17 protein-coding genes are annotated in these 19,881 nt (G+C 68.6%); 6 read left to right on the top strand and 11 right to left on the bottom strand.

Annotated elements, in window-relative coordinates:
• The first annotated feature begins 69 nt into the window (after positions 1 to 69).
• Positions 70 to 1,296: an NAD(P)/FAD-dependent oxidoreductase gene (locus BGP73_RS09870; protein ID WP_069813799.1), complete on the top strand. Its 1,227-nt coding sequence runs from the start codon at positions 70 to 72 to the stop codon at positions 1,294 to 1,296.
• A 62-nt stretch (positions 1,297 to 1,358) separates the two neighbouring features.
• Here the strand turns inward: BGP73_RS09870 and BGP73_RS09865 are convergent, their stop codons facing one another.
• The 5 genes from BGP73_RS09865 to BGP73_RS09845 are packed head-to-tail and all read right to left on the bottom strand — an operon-like array spanning position 1,359 to position 5,904.
• Positions 1,359 to 2,081, bottom strand: a complete 723-nt coding sequence (locus tag BGP73_RS09865; RefSeq protein ID WP_069813797.1) for an ABC transporter ATP-binding protein — start codon at positions 2,079 to 2,081, stop codon at positions 1,359 to 1,361.
• A complete protein-coding gene (locus tag BGP73_RS09860) occupies positions 2,078 to 2,791 on the bottom strand; it encodes an ABC transporter ATP-binding protein (RefSeq protein ID WP_069814006.1) in 714 nt (237 codons plus the stop codon). Before BGP73_RS09860 ends, BGP73_RS09865 begins: the two co-directional genes overlap by 4 nt.
• Positions 2,784 to 3,776, bottom strand: a complete 993-nt coding sequence (locus tag BGP73_RS09855) for a branched-chain amino acid ABC transporter permease (protein ID WP_069813795.1) — start codon at positions 3,774 to 3,776, stop codon at positions 2,784 to 2,786. Before BGP73_RS09855 ends, BGP73_RS09860 begins: the two co-directional genes overlap by 8 nt.
• On the bottom strand, positions 3,773 to 4,636 hold the full coding sequence (locus BGP73_RS09850) for a branched-chain amino acid ABC transporter permease (protein ID WP_069813793.1): 864 nt from the start codon (positions 4,634 to 4,636) through the stop codon (positions 3,773 to 3,775). Before BGP73_RS09850 ends, BGP73_RS09855 begins: the two co-directional genes overlap by 4 nt.
• A 2-nt stretch (positions 4,637 to 4,638) precedes the next feature.
• On the bottom strand, positions 4,639 to 5,904 hold the full coding sequence (locus BGP73_RS09845) for an ABC transporter substrate-binding protein (protein WP_079127387.1): 1,266 nt from the start codon (positions 5,902 to 5,904) through the stop codon (positions 4,639 to 4,641).
• A 184-nt stretch (positions 5,905 to 6,088) separates the two neighbouring features.
• Here BGP73_RS09845 and BGP73_RS09840 point away from each other — a divergent pair, with 184 nt between their 5' ends.
• From BGP73_RS09840 to BGP73_RS09830, 3 genes are all read left to right on the top strand, one after another.
• Entirely contained in the window at positions 6,089 to 6,862 is a 774-nt protein-coding gene (locus BGP73_RS09840) for an alpha/beta hydrolase family protein (RefSeq protein WP_069813789.1), read from the top strand.
• A gap of 68 nt (positions 6,863 to 6,930) precedes the next feature.
• Complete coding sequence (locus BGP73_RS09835; protein ID WP_212732795.1) at positions 6,931 to 8,037, top strand: zinc-binding dehydrogenase; 1,107 nt, start codon at positions 6,931 to 6,933, stop codon at positions 8,035 to 8,037.
• A gap of 334 nt (positions 8,038 to 8,371) precedes the next feature.
• Entirely contained in the window at positions 8,372 to 9,964 is a 1,593-nt protein-coding gene (locus BGP73_RS09830; RefSeq protein ID WP_069813787.1) for a glycerol-3-phosphate dehydrogenase/oxidase, read from the top strand.
• 42 nt (positions 9,965 to 10,006) lie between these two features.
• On the opposite strand, the gene BGP73_RS09825 is transcribed toward BGP73_RS09830, so the two are convergent.
• From BGP73_RS09825 to BGP73_RS09805, 5 genes are all read right to left on the bottom strand, one after another.
• Positions 10,007 to 10,516, bottom strand: coding sequence for a Pycsar system effector family protein (locus tag BGP73_RS09825; RefSeq protein WP_069813785.1), 510 nt, complete (start codon positions 10,514 to 10,516; stop codon positions 10,007 to 10,009).
• Complete coding sequence (locus tag BGP73_RS09820; protein WP_079127386.1) at positions 10,513 to 11,430, bottom strand: hypothetical protein; 918 nt, start codon at positions 11,428 to 11,430, stop codon at positions 10,513 to 10,515. Before BGP73_RS09820 ends, BGP73_RS09825 begins: the two co-directional genes overlap by 4 nt.
• A complete protein-coding gene (locus BGP73_RS09815) occupies positions 11,427 to 13,448 on the bottom strand; it encodes a hypothetical protein (protein ID WP_139134548.1) in 2,022 nt (673 codons plus the stop codon). The genes BGP73_RS09820 and BGP73_RS09815 overlap by 4 nt, the downstream gene beginning before the upstream one ends.
• Positions 13,445 to 14,332: a hypothetical protein gene (locus tag BGP73_RS09810; RefSeq protein WP_170837801.1), complete on the bottom strand. Its 888-nt coding sequence runs from the start codon at positions 14,330 to 14,332 to the stop codon at positions 13,445 to 13,447. Before BGP73_RS09810 ends, BGP73_RS09815 begins: the two co-directional genes overlap by 4 nt.
• Before the next feature lie 160 nt (positions 14,333 to 14,492).
• Positions 14,493 to 15,134 (bottom strand): Crp/Fnr family transcriptional regulator, encoded by a 642-nt coding sequence (locus tag BGP73_RS09805; RefSeq protein WP_170837800.1) that lies wholly within the window; start codon positions 15,132 to 15,134, stop codon positions 14,493 to 14,495.
• 530 nt (positions 15,135 to 15,664) lie between these two features.
• On the opposite strand from BGP73_RS09805, the gene thiI reads away from it, so the two are divergent.
• The gene (gene thiI / locus BGP73_RS09800; RefSeq protein WP_079127411.1) at positions 15,665 to 16,975 is read left to right on the top strand and encodes a tRNA uracil 4-sulfurtransferase ThiI; all 1,311 of its coding nucleotides are present in this window, start codon (positions 15,665 to 15,667) and stop codon (positions 16,973 to 16,975) included.
• Positions 16,976 to 16,998: 23 nt separating this feature from the next.
• Here thiI and BGP73_RS09795 read toward each other — a convergent pair whose 3' ends face one another.
• Positions 16,999 to 17,862 carry a class I SAM-dependent methyltransferase gene (locus BGP73_RS09795; RefSeq protein ID WP_069813781.1) on the bottom strand — a complete coding sequence of 288 codons (864 nt, stop codon included), beginning with the start codon at positions 17,860 to 17,862 and terminating at the stop codon, positions 16,999 to 17,001.
• Positions 17,863 to 17,965: 103 nt separating this feature from the next.
• Here BGP73_RS09795 and BGP73_RS09790 point away from each other — a divergent pair, with 103 nt between their 5' ends.
• Complete coding sequence (locus BGP73_RS09790; protein WP_079127410.1) at positions 17,966 to 19,729, top strand: S9 family peptidase; 1,764 nt, start codon at positions 17,966 to 17,968, stop codon at positions 19,727 to 19,729.
• The last annotated feature ends 152 nt before the right edge of the window (positions 19,730 to 19,881 follow it).

Below are 19,881 nucleotides of genomic sequence, written 5' to 3'. Positions count from 1 at the left end.
CATTGACTTGCCACCCGAAAAGCTGGATCCTCTTTTGTCGAAGTTCAGTAAATTTTTGAAAGGGAAAATATGGATCGGTACGAGCACGTCGTGGTGGTGGGCGCGGGACTGGCCGGCGTCAGCGCCGTCGGTTCCCTGCGCGAGCAGGGGTACGGCGGGCAAATCACCCTAGTCGGAGCCGAGGAACGCCTGCCCTACGCCCGGCCACCGCTTTCCAAGGCCGCCCTGCTCGACACCCCGCGCTCAGCCGACGAGCTGTTGCGGCCCGAATCGTTTTACCGAGATCGGGACGTGACGCTGCGGCTCGGCACCGCCGCCACCGCTCTGCGTCCGCGTGAAGGCGTCGTCGAGCTCGGTAACGGAAACCGGCTGCGTGCCGACGCGGTGTTGTTGTGCACCGGCGGCTCGCCCAGGTCGATCAATGTGCCGGGGGCCGATCTGGGCGGTGTGTGCACCCTGCGGACAGCCGAAGACGCCGCTCGTATCCGGGACCACCTTGAGCGGGGAGGGCCGGTGGTCGTGGTCGGTGGAGGATTCATCGGCACCGAGGTCGCCGCTGCGGCCTCCGCCCGCGGGTGTCCCACCACCGTCGTGGAGGCGGGGGCGCTGCCGATGCTCGGGGCCTTGGGAGCCGATGTGGCCACCCGGCTGGCCGAGGCACACCGCGAGCGTGGCGTGACGGTGCGCACCGGTGTGGGGGTGCGGGCCTTCACCGGCGACGGGCGGGTCAGGAACGTCGTGCTCACCGACGGTTCGACGCTCCAGGCCGAACTCGTCGTCGTCGGGGTCGGGATGGCACCGGAGGTGCGTCTGGCCGTCGACGCCGGTCTCACCGTCGGAGACGGCGTGCAGGTCGACGCCTTGGGCCGCACCTCGAACCCGTCGGTGTGGGCGGCGGGGGACGTTGCCGCGGTGTCCACCGGTGACGAGCACCGCCGCTTCGAGCACTGGCAGAACGCCAAGGAGCGGGGCTCGGCGCTGGCCCGGGCAGTCCTCGGTGGGACCGCGCCGCCGGCGTTCGTACCGTGGTTCTGGTCCGACCAGTACGACCTGAACATCCAGGTGGCCGGAGAGCCGGCACCGCACGATGCCCGCTGTTGGCGTGGCGATGTCGAGGCGTTGTCGTTTTCCGTGTTGCACCACCGCGACGGCGTCCTCACCGGGATCACCGCGGTGAACAGCGGCAAGGACGTCCGTCCGGCGATCGAGCTGATCCGACGCGGCACCGCGCTGGACATCGATGCGCTCGCCGATGCCTCGACGACGGTGAAAGCACTGCTCAAAGCGGCCCGGTAGACGTCGGAGCGGGTGGTGTCCGATCGCGGACACCACCCGCTCCGGCGTCGCTGGGCTCGTTTTCAGCCCAGGTACGCGGCCATCAGCCGTTGGTCTTCGGCAAGGTCGGCCGCCGCACCCTGCTCGGCGATCACCCCCTGGCTCAGTACGTAGACAGTGCTCGCCAGTTGGAGGCCGAGGGCCACGTTCTGCTCGACGATGAGCACGCTGTGCCCCTCGTCATTGAGCGTTCGAATCAGGCCGGCGACCTCGTCGACGACCTTCGGCGACAGCCCGAGGGAGGGTTCGTCGAGGAGGAGCAGAGGCGGGTCAGTCATGATCGCCCGGCAGATCGCCAACATCTGCTGCTGTCCTCCGGAGAGGTTGCCCGCCATCGTGCGACGGCGTTCGGCCAGCCAGGGGACGCGTTCGTAGTTCTTCTCCACGAGGCGCCGGGCCGCCGCTGGTTTCAGCGTCACGCCCCCCATGAGCAGGTTCTCTTCGATCGACATGGTCGGGAACACCCGGCGGCGTTCCGGGCAGAGCGACAGGCCGGCCGCGAGGCGCCCGCGCGCCGAGTCGCCGGTCCGATCCACCCCGAAGATCTCCACCCTGCCGGCTGCCGGACCGTCGTGCACGCCTGCCAGAACCTTCATCAACGTCGATTTGCCCGCGCCGTTGGGACCGACGACGGCAGTGATCGCGCCGGCTTCGGCCAGGATGTCGATCCCGTGCAGGATGTCTCCTTGACCGTAGCCGGCTCTCAGCCCGCTGGTACGGAGTGCCGGCGGTTTCCTGTCGTTCATGCCGACTCCGTTCCGAAGTACGCCTCGACGACGCGGGGGTCGTCACGGACTTCGGCCGGTGCACCGCAGGCGATGACCTGGCCGAAGTCCAGCACCACCAGCCGTTGGCACACGTCCATGACCAGGCGCATGTTGTGGTCGATCAGCAGCACTGAGCAGTCCCGTTCGGTGGGGATACGGCGGATGACCTCGATCATGTGCGACAGTTCGTCGCCGGCCGTGCCGACGGCGGGCTCGTCGAGCAACACGAGCTTCGGCCGGGACGCGAGTGCCAGGGCGATCATGAGCAGTCGCTGCTGAAGGTGGGTGAGGTCGGCCACGGCGGCGTCTCCTACACCGTGCAGCCCGACGAAGGCCAGGCAGTCGGCGGCGAGACGGTCGACGTCCGCTCCCCGGCTGGTCTCCGTGGCTGCGAGGGTGACGTTGGCCGTCGCGCCGATGCTGGTGAACAGCCTGGTCTCCTGGAAGGTCCGGGCCATTCCGAGATGCACCCGGCGGTGCGGCGGAGTCCGGGTGACGTCCTGTCCGGCGAAGCCGACGCTACCGCTGTCCACCTTGTTGTTGCCCATCAGCAACGACATCAGGGTGCTCTTGCCCGAGCCGTTCGGTCCGATGACTCCGACGATCTCCTTCTCCGCGACTGTGAAGGACACCCCGTCGACGGCCTTGACCCCACCGAAGTGCCTGCGCAGTCCGTCAGCTTCAAGCATCTTCACTCTCCCGTCCGACTCCGGCCGGCACCGGTTCCCGCAACTGGTGGGCGGGTGGCCTGGCCGCTCCGCGTGTCCGGCGGACCAGGCGGGAGACGGCTCCCACGATTCCGTCCGGGGACACCCTCATCACCAGTACGAAGGCGATGCCCATGAACAAGTAGCGCGCCTCCTGGGCGAACCGGAACACTTCGGGCAGGGCGACGAGGAAGGCCGCACCGAGCAGTGGACCCGCCGCTGTGCCCGTACCACCCACGATCAACGCGACGAACAGCAGGAAGGATTCGAAGAAGTTGAACTGCTCGGGTGCGATGAAGAACGCGTTGTGCGCGAGCAGGACGCCAGCCAGGCCGCCCATCCCGGCTCCGATCACGAAAGCCTCGAACTTCCTGCGGTAGACGGGTATCCCGAGGCTCTCACTGAGGCTCTGGTCCTGCCGCAGGGCGTCCAGGTGCCGGCCCAGCGGCCGACGGGCGATCCACGCTACGAGCAGGGTGAGTGCCGCGGTGATCGCGAGGAGGAAGAAGAACCACGCGGTATCGCCGGCGAACGGCCGGGTGAAGCCGCCGACGCCGGTCTCGCCCCCGAGCGACTCGACGTTGCGCATCACCGTGGTGAACACCACGCCCAGCAGCAGGGTCGCGATGGCGAAGTACTGCCCCTCCAGCCGTAGCAGCGGAATGGCGAGTACGGAGCCCACCACGGCCGCCGCGACGGGTCCAACGGCCAGCAGCCCCCAGAAACCCCAGTCGGACGTCTGCTGGATGAACGCGGCCGCGTAGGCCCCGACACCCATGAACGTGGCCTGTGAGAGGTTGGGGTAACCGCCGAAGCCGGCCAGCAGATTCAGGCCGGTGACAGCCACGGTGTAGATCAGCACCGTGCTCAGAACCGAGAGCAGGTAAGGATCAGCTCCGGTGCCGCCGTAGAGGCCGAGTGCCAGAAGGATCGCCAGGGTGGCCACGGACGGCAGATGGCGTCTCATGATGAGCGCACCTTCCTTCCGAAAAGTCCGTTCGGTTTGACCATGAGGACCGCGAGCAACACCACGAAGGCGTAAACAGGCGCGTAGGCACCGGATATCAGAGCGGTGCCCGCGACTTCGGCGATGCCGACGAGGAACCCGCCGACGATCGCCCCCGGAACACTGCCCAGACCTCCGATGATGATCACTACGAAGGCGCTGAGAATGACCGTGTCGGCCATGTACGGGTAGGCCGGGGTGAGGGTGCCGAACGCCAGCGCCGCGACCCCTGCCAGGAGTCCGGAGATGAAGAACGCGGCCGTCGTCGTCCGGCGCACGCCCACGCCCACCAGCCGGGCCGCGACCTGATCCTGGGAGACGGCGACAATGGAGCGCCCCGTCCTGGTACGGCGCAGGAACAGTTGGAGGGCCGTGATCGCGATCACCGCGAGCCCCACGACCACGAGGCGCAGTACTGCGATCCGCTCACCGAGGAGAGTGACGGAGGTGCTGCCGTAGGGTACGGGGATCACCCGCCGCTGTGCGCCCCATACCAACAGGTTCGCGCTGTCGAGTATCAGAAGGATGCCCAGTGCCACCGCCGGTCCTGCGACCGCCGTGGGGTTGCCCCGCAGGATCGGCGTGTAGGCGAGGCGTTCGATCAGGATCGCCAGTACGCCCGCCGCGAGCATGCCGATCAGCACCATGGCGACGAACGGCAGCCCCGCCGTGCCGAGGAAGACCATCAGCAGCGCCGCCGTGGCCAGAACACCGGCCTGGGCGAAGTGGGGAATCCCGACGACGCCGTAGACGAGTGACAGCCCTACCGCAAGGAGCGCGTACAGCGATCCGAGGGTCACCGCGTCGAAGACGGTACCCATGGCTAGTCCCCACTCGCCGCGGGCGGAGCCACGTCGACCTGCTCGACCTCCTGGTCCGGCAGTCCGGCCGTGTAGTAATAGGCTGGCGCCCAAGTCTTCCGCTCGGTGTCCCAGGAGAGCGCGACCGACAGGGACGTGGCCTGCCGCTGCTTGTTGAACAGCTTCCCGCCGTCGTGCTCGATCCAACCGGTGACGGTCTTCTCGGGCACCGTGAGATCCCGCAGAGCAGCGGTGATCTTCTCTCTGTCGGTGACGGTGTTCGCCTTCTCCATGGCGGTCTTCGCGATCCATACCGCGTCGTAAGACCACTGGATGAGGTCGATGCCGTAGAGGTCGTACCGCTCTTGGAAGTCCTCACCGAACTTCCGGGCGGGGGCGGTCGGGTTGGTCTGCGGGGTCACGCCTTCGAACTCGTGCACGTTAGCCATGACCTCGTTGTAGAGGCCCGGCCCAATGAGGTCTCGAGCCTGGTCCGGGGTCATGCCGGTGTACATCGAGATCGGAACCTTGTTCCCGGCCTGGTGCAGTTGGGTCAGCAGCGGGGCGACAGCCTGGGTCGAGCCACCGACGTGGATCGCTTCCGGCCTGGAGGCGAGCGCCTTGCGGACGAAGGACGAGAGGTCGGTCGCGTCCGCCGGGTACCGGGTCGCAGACACCACCTTGCCGCCGGACTTTTCCGCCGCGGCCTTGAGCGAGGCGAGTTGCCCGTCGGCGAACTGCTCGTTCGGCCCTATGTAAGCGATGCGGTCGGCCTTGTAGTTCTTCTTCATGTAGGCGGGTACACCGGGGATGATGTCCGGGGTGAACGGCCGGAGAAGGAAGATGTGGTCATCCAGGTCGGTGACGGACGGTTGCCAGGTCGCGGCAAGCACATCGACCGTCGGAACCGGGTTCGCCTTCAGCAGCGGAGCCACGTTGTAGGTACTCCAGGCGGTGATCAGGAACGGCACCTGCTCGCGGAGCACCGCCTGGGAGAAGACCTGGGGGATGTTCTTGGCGTAGGCGGTCCCGTCGTCGTAGACCGCAAGCTCCACTTTGTGCGCCTTGCCGTCGACGGTGATCCCACCGGCGGCGTTCACCCGCTCGACGGCGAGTTCCGCCGCCTGCTGGAGCGGCTTGCCATAGGTGGCGAAGGATCCGGTCAAAGGCAGTATCGCGCCCAGTTTGACTGTGTCGCCCTCCGCCCCACCGCCGCTACCGCCGCAGGCGGACAGCAGCAAGCCAGCCGCTGCGACGGCCGCCGCAACCCTTGACAACCGAGATCTCATGGCCCACACCTCCTGAATGCCGTGAGAAACAAATCCTGAGAGGCCAGAAAAGTGGCCTGGATCGCACTGTGAACTGCGCCGAATCTGGCCGACAATCCAGATTGAGTCAAGGATTGTTTTTCAATGCCCGGCATTGAAAGAATGTATGGGCTTAAAACAAGGGGCCACCGGCTAGTATCGTCGGATGATTTCCTCTGGTTCTTCAACGCACCGGCTGTTTTATGGCCCCGGGCCGCATCACGTCGGAGAACTACGGCGAACTCGCAGCCGTTCCCGAGGCATCGTCGTCGTGGTACACGGTGGATTCTGGCGCCCTCATCGCACGCTCACGATGACCGCCCCCGCAGCCGTGGAGTTGGCGCACCGCGGCTGGGACACCTGGAATATCGAGTACCGGCGCATGGGGCAGGGCTCCTGGCACGACACCCTGGCGGACTGTGCGGCCGCCGTCGACCACAGCGCGGTGTTGGCGGACCGGTACGCCCTCGACTCGGACCGGGTGTTCATCCTCGGGCACTCCGCCGGCGGGCAGCTGGCTGCCTGGTGCGCGGGGCGCACCGCCGCGGCTGACCGCACCTCGCAGACATCGCCCACCGTCCCGGTCAGCGGTCTGGTGACCGTCGCCGGCGTCCTGCACCTCGCCGCAGCCGCCCGCGCGGGAACCGGGGACGGCGCGGTGGAGCAGTTCCTCGGAGGGCCTCCCGAGGCCGTTCCAGAGCACTACACGGCCGCGGATCCCATAACGCGCGCACCGATTTCCACGCCGACCAGGTGTCTCCACAGCCGCGCCGACGAACGGGTCCCCTTCGCTTTTACGGAACACTATGTCGCGGCGGCGACGGCGGCTGGGGACGACGCTCGCCTCCTGGAAATCCCAGGGAGCCACGCCGACGTAATCAACACCGAGTCCTCCGCCTTCGAGGTCGCCGCCGCGGCCCTGTCCGAGCTCAGCGAATAGGGAACATCAATGGGGCGGGTCGAAGGTTTGTATTCGACTCCCCACACCGATACTCATACGGTGAAGCAGTGATTTCCTCCCGTGCCGCGGTCTTGCACCGCCCTGGTGAACCCCTGCGAATCGAGACCATTACGGTCGCGCCACCCGGCCCCGGCGAGGCCCTCGTGGAGATCGCCGCGAGTGGGCTCTGCCATACCGACACGACTGCCTTCGACGGGGGCAACCCTTCCTGCGTTTACCCGGCCGTACTCGGTCACGAGGGCGCTGGCCGGGTGATGGAGGTCGGTCCCGAAGTAACCGGTCTGCGAGCGGGAGACCATGTGATACCGCTGTACGGGCCGGAATGCGGCTCCTGTCGGATGTGCCTCAGCGGCCGCACCAACCTCTGCTGGACAATCAAGGACACCCGCGACCGCGGCGTCATGCCCGGCGGCACCTCACGCTTCCGGCTCGGAGACCAGACCGTCCACCACTTCATGGGCACCTCGACCTTTTCGCAGTACACGGTACTTCCGGAGATCGCCCTCGCCCGTATTCGGTCGGACGCCCCACTGGACTCCGTCTGCCTGCTCGGATGCGCTGCCACGACTGGTGCGGGCGCCGCACTCGAAGACGTACGCAACGGCGATAGTGTCGCGGTGTTCGGGCTCGGCGGTGTCGGAGTCAACGTCGTGCAAGGCGCTCGGATCGCCGGAGCGAAGCGGATCATCGGTGTGGACACCGTCGCCGCGAAGCGGCCACTCGCCGAGCGTCTGGGGATGACCGACTTCGTCGACGCCTCCGCGGTGGACGACATCGTGGGCGCCGTCCACGAGTTGTCCGGCGGGGGCGTCGACGCCGCTTTCGAGTGCACGGGCATCGTGCCGGTGATGCGGCAGGCCGTCGACAGCCTCATCGCCGGCTGGGGCACCTGTGTGCTGCTCGGTGTCGAGCCCAGTGGTGCGCAGTTGTCCTTCCCACCGGTTCTCGCTCGCTACGGCCGCACGATCAAGGGCAGCTACTTCGGAGGGGTGAAGGGGCGCAGCGGGCTCGGACGGTTCGTCGACCTCTACCTCGACGGCGTCCTGGACATCGACTCCCAGATCACCCACCGAGCGCCACTCGCTGATATCAACACCGGCTTCGACCGCATGGGCCGCGGCGAGGGCATCCGTACAGTCATCAGTTTCGACTAACCCAATACTCGGCCGGCGGGGTGAGGCCCGGCCCTCGGCACCCCACCGGACTCCACGGCGCGTTCCTCGTCCCGTCCTCCGGCGGTGGGACAGCCCGACCAGGCCGCCGCCACCGGGAGCCCCAGGGCCACCGAGTGGCCGATCGCCTTGCGGTTCGGACCGCACCCGACACACCCACGTCTTGACGCGAGTGCCGGGTGCGCGGACCTGAGCGGTCCGCAGGGGCGGCCGGTTCACCGACCGGCACCTGGGTTCAGCAGAGCCGGCCAGGAGTGGACAGACCGGTGGCCGGACCCAATGAGGACGACCCAGACGACAAGGAGCCGCAAGAGCGATGAGTACCGCACGAAGCCTTCCGACTGCCGGAACGCACTCCCTCCACCGCGCGGAGAGCCGGGAGCGGCTCTCCGGCACGACCTGGGACCTCCTCGTCGTCGGCGGCGGCATCCTCGGCACCTCGGTGGCCTGGCATGCGGCGCAGTCGGGGCTCCGGGTGGCGATGGTGGAGGCAGGCGACTTCGCCTGCGCCACCTCCTCGGCCTCCTCCAAACTGGTCCACGGGGGCCTGCGCTACCTTCAGACCGGCGCGGTGCGGCTGGTGGCGGAAAACCACCGCGAGCGCCGCGTCCTCGCCCGGGACGTCGCTCCCCACCTCGTCCGCCCACTCCCCTTCCACCTCCCGGTTTACAAGGGTGGGCCGCATGGCGCGGCGAAGCTCGGGGCCGGTGTCTTCGCTTACTCGGCGCTGTCCGCCTTCGGCGACGGCGTCGGACGGGTCATATCCCCGTCGAAGGCCGCGGCCGACAACCCGGCTCTGCGCACCAGGAACCTCAAGGCCGTCGCCGTGTACGGCGACCATCAGATGAACGACAGTCGGTTGGCCGTGATGACCGTGCGCGCCGCGGTGGACGCCGGCGCCGTGGTCCTCAACCACGCCGAAGTCATCGGCCTCCGCTTCACCCGCGGCCGGGTCACCGGAGCCGACCTCCGCGACCGTCTGGACGGTGCCGAGTTCGGCGTCGACGCCCGGTTGGTCCTCAACACGACCGGTCCGTGGGTGGATCATCTGCGCCGGATGGAGGACCATCGGGCCGCCCCCAGCATCCGCCTCTCCAAGGGCGTACACCTCGTGCTGCGACGCACGGCCCCCTGGAAGGCCGCCATGGCCACCCCCATCGACAGATACCGCATCACCTTCGCACTGCCCTGGGAAGACCAACTGCTCCTCGGCACCACGGACGAGGCGTACGAAGACGACCCGGCGAACGTTCGCGCCACGGACACCGACATCGAGCAGATCCTTCAGGAGGCCGCCGTCTCGGTGCACGACGAGCATCTCTCACGCAACCTGATCACGTACGCCTTCGCCGGTCTGCGCGTACTGCCGGGCGGTCCGGGCACCGTGGAGTCGGCGAAGCGGGAGACGGTCGTCACCGAGGGCCCGGGCGGCATGCTCTCGGTCGCGGGAGGCAAGTGGACCACCTACCGGCACATCGGCCGCACGGTCATCAGCAAGATCAGTGAACTCTCCGAGCGCCGGCCGGACTGGACCGTGCGTCCACTGACCGGTGCGCCGAGCCGGATGCCGCTACCGGGGCTCTCCAACCCCGAGGCTGTCGCACGCCAGCTGCTGTCGGACGCGGAGACCGGACCGTCCCTCGCCCCGGAGACCGCACACCACCTGGCCGCGCACTACGGCTCGCTGTCCTTCGACATCATGCGTCTGACCCGACAGGACCCGGAGCTGGCAAAACGGATCCACCCGGACGGTCCCGAGATCTGGGCTCAGGTCGTCTTCGCCCGGGACAACGAATGGGCCGCCACCGCCGACGATGTCCTGCGCCGCCGCACAACGGTGACCATTCGCGGCCTGGACACCGAACAGGTTCGCACCCGAGTCCAGGAACTGCTCGACCAGCGTGCCTGAGGGCCCCGACCGCTCGGCCGCACCCTTCCTCTTTTCGGCGCCCTACCGCATCACCGTGGTCAGCAGGCAGGCGACGGCCGGTATCAGCAGGATGACCGCCCAACGGACATAGCGGTTCTTGAGGTGCGCGATCCTGCTGGTACCGGTGAGCACTGCGGAAAGACGCGAGTGTGGGTCATGGCTGTGGCTTCGGAGCGCCTGGGCGAGGCCGTCCTGTTTGTCCGCCCACACCACCTCGTCGAAGTAGGCGAGTGTCGGCGGGCACCGCCGGAATGCCGTTCCTCTGCGCGGCAGCAGGGCCAACAGCAGGAGTAGCAAGGCACCGCCCGTCGCCACCACCGCCGTCCACCCCAGCGGTGCGGACCAAGCCGACGCATGGGGACGACGGACAAGCAGGACGCCCAGCAGGGAGCCGGCAGTGGCCAGGAGGACGGCCGCCTTGCTGTCAGCCCGGCTGATCTCCGTCTGGTTCTGTGCGATGAGCTCCCGGGAGAGTCCGCTGACGGGTGAGGCTGGGGACGCTCGGTCAACAGAGCGATCACAGAGGTTCACTGAGTACCCCCCTGGTGCGTGCCGTTCCGTTCAGCCCCTTGCGCACCGGCAAGCCGGTCCAGCACTTCCCGGCCCTGTGGAATGCCCATGTCTCGAAGATCCTCAGCCAGGCTGACGCCGATGTATGCGCGCTCGTCCTCAGTCAACCCGTGGAGCACCGCCGCCAGGGAACTCTCCCATCCTTCCGGGTCGGCGAGCAGTTGCCGGTGGGCTACGGTCCAGTCGAGCACGTCCTTTGTCTGGTCTGGGCGGCGCATCAGCCAGAGCGCGGCGAGGCCGACCGGCCCGCCTGCGATCACCTCCCGGTAGAAGCGATACGCCTCTGCGTGTTCTGTGCTCCAGGCGGAGGGAAGGTCAGGTACTTCGTTCTCAGTCGCCTGAGGCCCGAAGGGGCCCGGCTCGTGTAACCAGTAGGTGACCCCGATGTTTTCGATGCTGTGTGCCCGGCCGGACCACTGTTTCAGTCCGGCCGTCTGGCTCTGCGGATCGTTCGCCGGATTCCACGTCCCCAGGTCACTCGCGATCCAGCGGGGTACGTCTTCTGCCCTGAGACCGCTGCGGACGACAGCAGGCGGATCGTTGACCTTCCAGGACACGGTGCAGCGGGTCTCTGGAGACCAGGAGGCCTTGGCTGCATGCGCGGACATGTCGACCTGGCAGGTGTGTGTGGCAAGCGAGACCCAGTAGGCCTCCCTGAACTCCCGGCGCCACACCTCACCCAGAGTCGGACGCGGGTATCCGCATGTCTCACCGCCTTGCGGCGCCTCCACCCGATCGGTCCCCTCATCGGTCAGAAACACCAGAGCCCACTCCGGTTGGGCCACCCAGCGCATTCGGAAGAGGTTCCAGAGGAGCGCCGACGACTGGAGCTGGGTCAGCTGCCCGAAGTAGTGCTTGGTAAGTGAGGCAGTCATCGATGGGTCTCCTTCTGCGGGCCGTCGGAAAAGGTTCGGTGGCGTGCCAAGAGGTAGGAAACGAATCCCCTACGCCCGATCGCTGCGTCGGCGAGGGCAGGCAGGAAGGCTTCGTAGTCCGCACGCCGTCGCAACTCCGGGTCCTGCTCGATGCGGAGCAATCCCTGGCAGGTGGCTTCTCGGCAGGAGGGAGCGTCCAGCGCGACGGGCACCAAGGCGAGGGCGATGTCCGGGTGATCACCCATCACGTCCGCCAGGCTTCTCTTCTGCCGACCAGGGCGCCCGGGCTTCGGGAAGGTGCTGAGGCTGAGCGCCTCCACCACAACGGCCGCGCAGCCGTGGCGCAGTGTGCTCTGTGGCGCTTCCAGCCACTTGTGCACCTGGCCGAAGAGGCTCTGCTGGTTGACCTCCTCCCTGAGGAGCACCCCGAGCGCGAACAACACGGCGTTGTGCAACTTGCTCGAGGAACCATCGTCCGGCGCGTCGAGAAGTGAGTCCAGCAACTTCAGTGCCACGGTCGGCCGGGCGAGGCCGAAGCTCCCCGCACACGTCTCGGCGACGGTGCAGCGGACGTTGATGTCGCTCTGACCGCCCCACTGCCTGAGCTGGGTGTGTACCGCACTGGTCAGCTGCACCTCCTGGGCGATCTCCCCCAGTGCGTACGCCACCAGGCGACGACGCCACCGCTCGTTGGAGGCCGCGAACGGGCGCAGTCGGTGCAGCACACCAGTACCGGTGGCATGGCTCAGCACGCGGCCGACCGCGCGGCCGGCGACCAGGTCGGCCGCTGGCTGGTAGGGCATAGCCTCGAGTCCTGCCCAGAGCACGTCCCCCATGCCCTCGTATTCCAGCCACAACCGCCGGAGCACAGCTTCTGAGCGATGCTTGTCGTGGAATCGGACCGGCTGCATCCGGTACCGGTACCGGCCCATCTCGGTGACTCTTGGTGGCAGCGGTCGTGCCCCGATCTTCGCCAGTCGGGTCTCGAAGGAGGGACCCAAGAGATCCGATGTGGCCACTTGCTGGGCTGCCGCCCCCTGAGCGTTCCGGCTCTCGATAAGTGGACGCAGCACCGCGGCGAAACTCTCGACCACTGAGCGGTCCTGATGTTCCAAGAGCGCGACCGCAGCGATGAGCGAGAGATCCTGGGCACTATTCCGAACGCTTTCCAGTCCCTCGCGAGCGGCCCGTGCGCTGTCACGGCGAAGGTTGTCGAGTGCCCTGGCCGCCGGGCGCCCGGCGGTCACGGCCTCGCATACCTCCTCGGCCGCCTCCACAGCCACCCCGGGCAGCCGACTGGCAGCGAGCAGGTCCTGGAAACCAGGTTCTGTCAAGTGGGCCAGACCGGTATCAAGCTGGTCAGCGTTCAATCGTCCTTCACGAGCGATCGTCCGCAGTCTTTCCGCCGCTATCTCAACTGATGTTGGCGGTTCGTGCAGCCCTTGCCAGGCCGCGGTTTCCGGCATCAGCCGTGTTTCCGCCGCGACCGTGATGATCAGGCGCGCCCCCCGCTGCCGGAGTTTCTCCGCCAACTCCAGCAGAGCGACTTCATTGAGTTCGTCGGCTGCCTGCTGCGGCATTCCTTGCAGCAGGTAACCGGCTCGGGCGGTCGGCGTCCACGTGGCTAGCCTCTCGGCAGCGTCCAGACCGGTGAGGCCATCAGGGCCATATCGCTCCGCCAGCAGGGCGAACGCTGAGGTGGTGGCTCCAGTGCCGCGCTCGGCGCGCAGCAGCAACACCCTGCCGTCCAGGATCTTGCGGCAGTGCGCGTGTGAGGGGGGTTCGACGAAACCTCGGATCCGGTGCGTGACGTCTGCCGAAGGGTAAGGTCCTTCCCGGAACTTCGGCTCGAGGATTTCGTCAGTCGCGGACTCTCCGAAATGCAGGTGGAGGTTGCCCCCGACACTTCCGCCGACTGCCACCCCCTGGGCCACCCACTGCTGTCTTCCCTCCCGCCTGGCGAAGTCAGTATCAGGTGGTGGTTCGGGTCGGGCGGTGGTGCCGGTCTCGCCGTTCATTCGCGCCCCTCGTAGCGGCCAACCCGCTTGTCACCGGTGACGTTGTCGCCGCTTCCCCAATGTTGATTGGCGCCGCGGTTGCTGGTGCCGCCGGTGAAATTGAGGTCTCCTCCGACGTCCCCCATCAGCGCCACCCCCTCACCGACGTTCTGGACGCTCTTCTGCGGGCGGGCGTCCGGGTACAGCGGCCGCTCGGACGTCACTGGCTCCGGTGTCTCCTCAAGCGGTAGGGCACCTGTGCGCAGCAGGTTGCCGGAGGGTGAGGGGATGTGGAGCCACGCCTGCTGGGCGAAATTCTTGCCCTCGACCGTGGCGGGCACCTCAATGCACTGGTCGGGATGGAGCCCGCTGTAGCCAGCCGCTACCACGTCCTCGTGAACGCGTTGCGAGATGATCACGGCGAGGTGAGTGGTCTCTTCACTCGCCGCGGCGAGGATCGCTTTGACCGGACGGGAGTCCAGTAGACGGTGAGTATCGTTGCGCGCGGTGCCGTTCCCGTCTCCGAGAGTCCCACTATCCGGCAGCGGCCCGACATGCACGCTGGCACGCAAGCGGATACGCGGACCCTTCGATCCCCTGTTGTGCCCGTCAAGGACCTGATCCAGGACCCGCAGAAACGGCCACAGGACGAAGGGCAGGTGCACCGGGTCGAAACCGAACACCACACCGTCACCGGTGTTGGCCGGGAAACGCTTGGCATCCCGCAGTTCGATCAAGCCCGCTCGTTCCAAGCTCAGGTCGACGAGTTGCGGGATCAGCTGACTGACGGGGCCGTGCATGACGGCCGGCAATCCCGTGAAGTCCTTTGCATCGACGGCGAATAGCGCTCGGTAGGGAGGCAGGGAACGGCTCTCGCGGTGGGGCACGGGCAGGGATGCGGACATGTTTGCTCCCGAGGTTCGGCGGCGGTTGGTCGCCACTGTGCGCGGTCGGATACGAGCATCGGCGGGCCTCGGTACCGCGAGTGCACAACGCAGGGCACTCAGCTGGTGGAGCCGGTCACAGCGCTGGTCGGCCGCCGCTGGAGCGCTGGCATCGAACTGCTCAGCTCATGGCCGCCCAGCGCCTCAGAGTCCCCAAGTTCTTGATCACCACGACTCTGCGAGCCGTCTCCAGAGCGCCGGCCTCCCGAAGCAGCCGCAGACCACTGCCGGCCGAGTTGCGTGTCACGCCGATCACCTGGGCAATCTCTTCCTGGGTCAAACCAGTCAGACTCAACGTGGGCGAGGAGCCGTCCGGGGCAGCCAGTTCCGAGAGACGCAACAACGACCGGGCCAACCTCACGACCAGGGGAAGGGTGAGCAGCTCGCTGCGGTACAGATCCGATTCGCGCTGCCGGGCCTGCGCCTGCTGCATCAACGCCATCGCCAACCCGCGCCGGTCCACGAACCGGCGGAAGCGTTCCGCTTCGATCACGGTCGCGGTGCACGGGCTGAGCGCGACCACATCCGCTGTTCTCGCCGTCCCGTTGAAAACGGAGACCTCGCCCAGCAGGTCGCCGGGGCCGCGGAAGGCCAGCCAGGTCACTGAGCCGTCACGCTCATGACACAGCACCTTCGCCAAGCCATCGACGAGAGCGAGGACATGGGTTCCGGCACCGCCTTGCCGCAGCATCACGGTTCGTGCCCGAAAGCGTCGCGGTACCCCCTGCTCACGAAGTTCACGCCACATCTCCTCGGAGAACACCCGTCCCCTTTCCTGTGCCGACAAGCGGCCCCACTGCCGCCTCGTCGAGGTTCTACGCCACCACCCGAGCACCTGCCGGGCAGTCGCTCCCCAATGGCCGAATTTCTTCCGGTGCCGACCGACCTCCTAGTGACCATCCGCGCTCGTCAAGCCGACTTCGCCGCCCGCAGCCGACCGCGCCGTAGCCCTGCCGCCTCGGCGGCGCCCCTTAACCTTGGACGGCAGAGGACCGGCCCCGGTCCGTCGGACGACCTTCTGCCGCTGCCGCGTCGGTGGAGGAAGACCGGAGGAGAATCGGGGCGGGGAAGCCCCAACCGGTCGCCGCGCGGCGGTGGGACAGCTTTCCGGTGACTTCCGGCCCGGGACGCTCCGAGGTGCTCGGTCCGGCCCGCGCCACCGCGGTTCCAGGGGCTCCGGCCCTGCGCCAGGCGCCGTCATGCCACTTCGCGAAGGAGAGTCCCGTGTCCGGCCAACCGAGCAACCGCCCCGCAGATCCAGCGGCACCGGTCGATGCCGACGGCGCCCCCGCGGTGCCCGCCCCCTCAGCGTCCGGGAGCGAGCAGCGACCGACCGTACGCCCGGGCGAGTGCGTCCTGTTGAAGCACGGCGAGGTGTTCCTCAAGGGACGCAACCGGCACCTGTTCATCGAGCGGCTGCACGACAACCTCCGCGACGCTCTGCGCGGTGTCGGCGGCTCCACCTGGATCAAGAACAGCGGTAACGTCACCGTCCTCGGCGGCGAGGTGGAACGGGAGAAGCTGGTCGAGCGGGCGCGTCGAGTGATCGGCTTCAACGCGCTGCTGCCTGCGGTCCGAGTCCCCAGCACGGTCGAGGACATCGCCTCGGCGGCCATCGCCGCTCTCAGTGAGACCAGCGCCCGGCGGCCGGAGGCGAGCTTCGCGGTCCGGGTCCGGCGCCGGGACAAGACCTTCCCGCTGACCTCCTCCGAGTTCGAGCGGGAGCTCGGCGCCCGGATCCAGCGGCGGCTCGGCCTCCCGGTGAACCTCTCCAGCCCCGACGTCCCGGTCGCCGTGGAGATCGACCACAGGGAGAGCTACGTCTCCTGCGAGCGCCTCGCGGGCCGGAGCGGGCTGCCGGTGGGCTCCAGCGGCCGGGCCCTGGTGCTGCTGTCCGGCGGCTACGACTCCCCGGTCGCCGCCTACCGGGCCATGCGCCGCGGCCTGCGCTGCGACTTCGTCCACTTCACGGGCGCGCCGTACACGGACGCCGCGTCCCTCTACAAGGCGTACGCGCTGGTCCGTGAGCTCAACCGCTACCAGCCGGGCGGCCGGCTGCACGTCGTGCCGTTGGGCAAGGCGCAGAAGCAGTTGTCCGTCGCCGGGGCGGGCAAGTTCCAGGTGGTGGGCCAGCGGCGGCTGATGGTTCGTACGGCCAGCGCGCTGGCGAGGCGGCTGCGCGCCGAGGCACTGGTCACCGGCGACAGCCTGGGGCAGGTCGCCAGTCAGACGCTCACCAACATGGCCACCGTCGACGAGGCCGCATCGCTCCCCGTGCTCCGACCGCTGATCGGCTGGGAGAAGCAGGAGATCATCGACGAGGCGCGGGCCATCGGGACCGCCGAGATCTCGGTCCTCCCGGACGAGGACTGCTGCCAGTTGCTCGCCCCCGAACGTGCCTCCACCCGGGCTTATGTCTCCCACATGGAACGGTTCGAGAAGCGTTTGGACATGGACGAGATCGTCGAGGGCCTGTTGGCCAAGGTGCAGTGTCTGAGGCCCGGCGACGACCGCCCCGAGGACGCTCCCCCTCCGCGGTCCGCCCGGGTGCCGGCGCAGCACCAGGGCACCGGAGCGAGCGCCTGCGACAGCGGTCTCGGCTGATCCGCCCGGACTCGGCCGTCTCCTCAGCGGCGGTCGCGGGTGGCCCGCAGGGAGTACATCAGCGGGGCGGCGCGCCGCTGGGTGGGCAGCCAGGGCCGGCGGACACCCGATTCCGGGGAGTCCGCGGACCGTGGCTCCGAAGCGCCGGACTCGGAAGCGCCCCGCTCTGCAGCGCCCGCTTCCGGAGAGCTGGGTTCCAGCGAGCCGAAGCGCTGGAACCGCGCCACCTCGTGCTCGCGAAGGAAGTCGATGCGGAGCCCGGCGGCGGCGACCGCGGTGACCACCTCGCCGACCGGGTGGTGGATCGCCGAGTCGTCGAAGCCCGCGTCCAACTCCGTGCTCTCCTCGGCCCAGGTGTTCTGGCTGAGGTAGTCGCGGACGATCCGGGCGCTGACCTCGTCCCCGAACAGGTCGATGAGCGGGTGGAACTCGGCGAGGTGCAGAAATCCGCCGGGGGCGACCAGCGAGGCGGCCGTCTCGGCCCACCTTTGCAGGTCGGGAAGGCGGGAGAGGGTGCCGGCCCCGGTGTGCACGATGTCGTAGGCGTCGTCGGGTGCCGCCTCGGCCGCCTCGTAGACCCCGGCCCGCACGAAAGCCGCCCGCTCCGGTCCCAGCCCGAGGTCCGCCGCGAGTTCGCGGGCCGCTTCGACCGCGGGCTCCAGAGCGTCCAGACCGACGACGTGCCGGGCGCCGCGCCGGGCCCACGAGAGGGTGTCCAGGCCGCTGCGGCAGCGCAGGTGCAGCACCGACCGGCCGGTGACGTCGCCGACCTCGGCCACCACCAGCTCCCTGATCGTGTCCTGCCCGTGCCGGAAGGCGTCGAGGCTGTCGGCACCGTCGGAGACGGAGGCCTCGGCCAGGTCGGCGGGGGCGGTGCGTCGGTACATGTCCGGGACGTTATCCACAGGCTTGGCCTCCCGCCACCACGTTGTCGCCCCAAGGACGCAGAATGGGGGCATGACTGACAAGACCAGTGCCGCCCTGGAGACCATGCCCGCCTGGGAGCAGCGTTTCCGGGCGCCGAGGACCGGACTGCCGGACTGGGCCGAGGACGCCCCGCACCGTTCGCTGTTCGTGTCCAATGCCACCGGCACCTTCGAGTTGTACGCGTGGGACCGCTCGACGGGCAAGCAGCGGCAGGTGACCGACCGGCCGAACGGCACCACGGACGGCGTGCTGTCCGCGGACGGCGAGTGGGTCTGGTGGTTCGCGGACACCGACGGCGACGAGTTCGGTGTCTGGATGCGGCAGCCGTTCGACGGCGGCCCGGACGAGCCGGCCGTGCCCGGCCTGGCGCCGTCCTACCCCGCCGGCCTCGCGTTGGGCAGGCAGGGCACGGTGGTCGTCGGCCGCTCCACCGAGGAGGATGGCTCGACGGTCCATGTCGTGCGGGACGGGGGCGAACCCGTGGAGATCTACCGCCACCGGGAGTCCGCCGGCGTCGGGGACCTGTCGCGGGACGGCACGCTCATCGCCATCGAGCACACCGAGCACGGGGACGCCATGCACTCGGCGCTGCGGGTGGTGCGACCGGACGGTGAGGTGGTGGCGGATCTGGACGACACCAAGGGCGGCAGGGAGCCCCTGGGGCTGACCGTCATGGGGTTCGCGCCCGTCGACGGCGACTCGCGGCTGCTCGTCGGACACCAGCGCGGTGACCGGTGGGAGCCGATGCTCTGGGATCCGCTGAGCGGGGTGGAGACGGCGCTCGCCCTCGACCTCCCCGGCGACCTGGGGGCGGACTGGTTCCCGGACGGTTCGGCGCTGCTGATCGAGCACAGCTACCAGGCCCGCAGCGAACTGTGGCGGTACGAACTCGCCACCGGTGAGCTGTCCCGGCTGGAGACACCGCCCGGCACCGTCTCCGAGGCCACGGCGCGCCCCGACGGCTCGGTGGAGTTCCTGTGGTCCTCAGCGGCGCTGCCGCCCGAGGTCCGCTCGACGACCGGCCGAGTGGTGCTGGACCCGCCCGGGGTGAAGGCGCCGGCCTCGGTGGCCGTCACCGACGCCTGGGTCGACGGTCCCGGCGGGCCGGTGCACGCCCTGGTGCAACGGCCGGAGGGAGCCGGGCCGTTCCCGACGGTTTTCGACATACACGGCGGGCCGACCTGGCACGACAGCGATGCCTTCGCCTCCGCGCCGGCTGCCTGGGTGGACCACGGCTTCGCGGTGGTACGCGTCAACTACCGGGGCTCGACGGGTTACGGCAGGGAGTGGACGGACGCGCTCAAGCACCGTGTGGGGCTGATCGAACTGGAGGACATCGCTGCGGTACGGGAGTGGGCGGTGGCCTCGGGCCTGGCCGACCCCGACCGGTTGGTGCTCTCCGGCGGCTCCTGGGGCGGCTATCTGACCCTGCTCGGCCTCGGTACCCAGCCGGAGGCCTGGGCGCTGGGGCTCGCGGCGGTGCCGGTGGCTGACTACGTCACCGCCTACCACGACGAGATGGAGGCGCTCAAGGCGATGGACCGGACCCTGCTGGGCGGTACCCCGGAGGAGGTACCGGAGCGGTTCGAGGCCTCCTCACCGATCACCTACGTGGACCAGGTGCGCGCGCCGGTGTACATCTCGGCGGGGGTGAACGACCCGCGCTGCCCGATACGGCAGGTGGAGAACTACGTGCGCAGGCTCGCTGAGCGAGGGGCGCCGCACGAGGTCTACCGGTACGACGCCGGGCACGGCTCACTGGTCGTGGAGGAGCGGATCAAGCAGGTGCGTCTCGAACTCGACTTCGTCCAGTGCCACCTGGGCTGAGCCCCCGACTGCCCAGCCGGGTCCCGTCCCGCTGTTCCGGGCGGGACGGACCCGGCCCGGGAACGCTACTTCCCGGCGACGGCAGCGCGGCGTGTTCCCGCACCGCTGACGGACGGCCGGGGGCTCGGGTCGCGACGAAACGGGGCGGCGCA

The sequence above is a fragment of the Streptomyces sp. TP-A0874 genome (genome assembly GCF_001748085.1).
In the GTDB taxonomy this organism is placed as follows: Bacteria; Actinomycetota; Actinomycetes; order Streptomycetales; family Streptomycetaceae; genus Streptomyces.
Note: the sequence above shows the minus strand (reverse complement) of the source record. Positions and strands in the feature narration are given on the sequence as shown.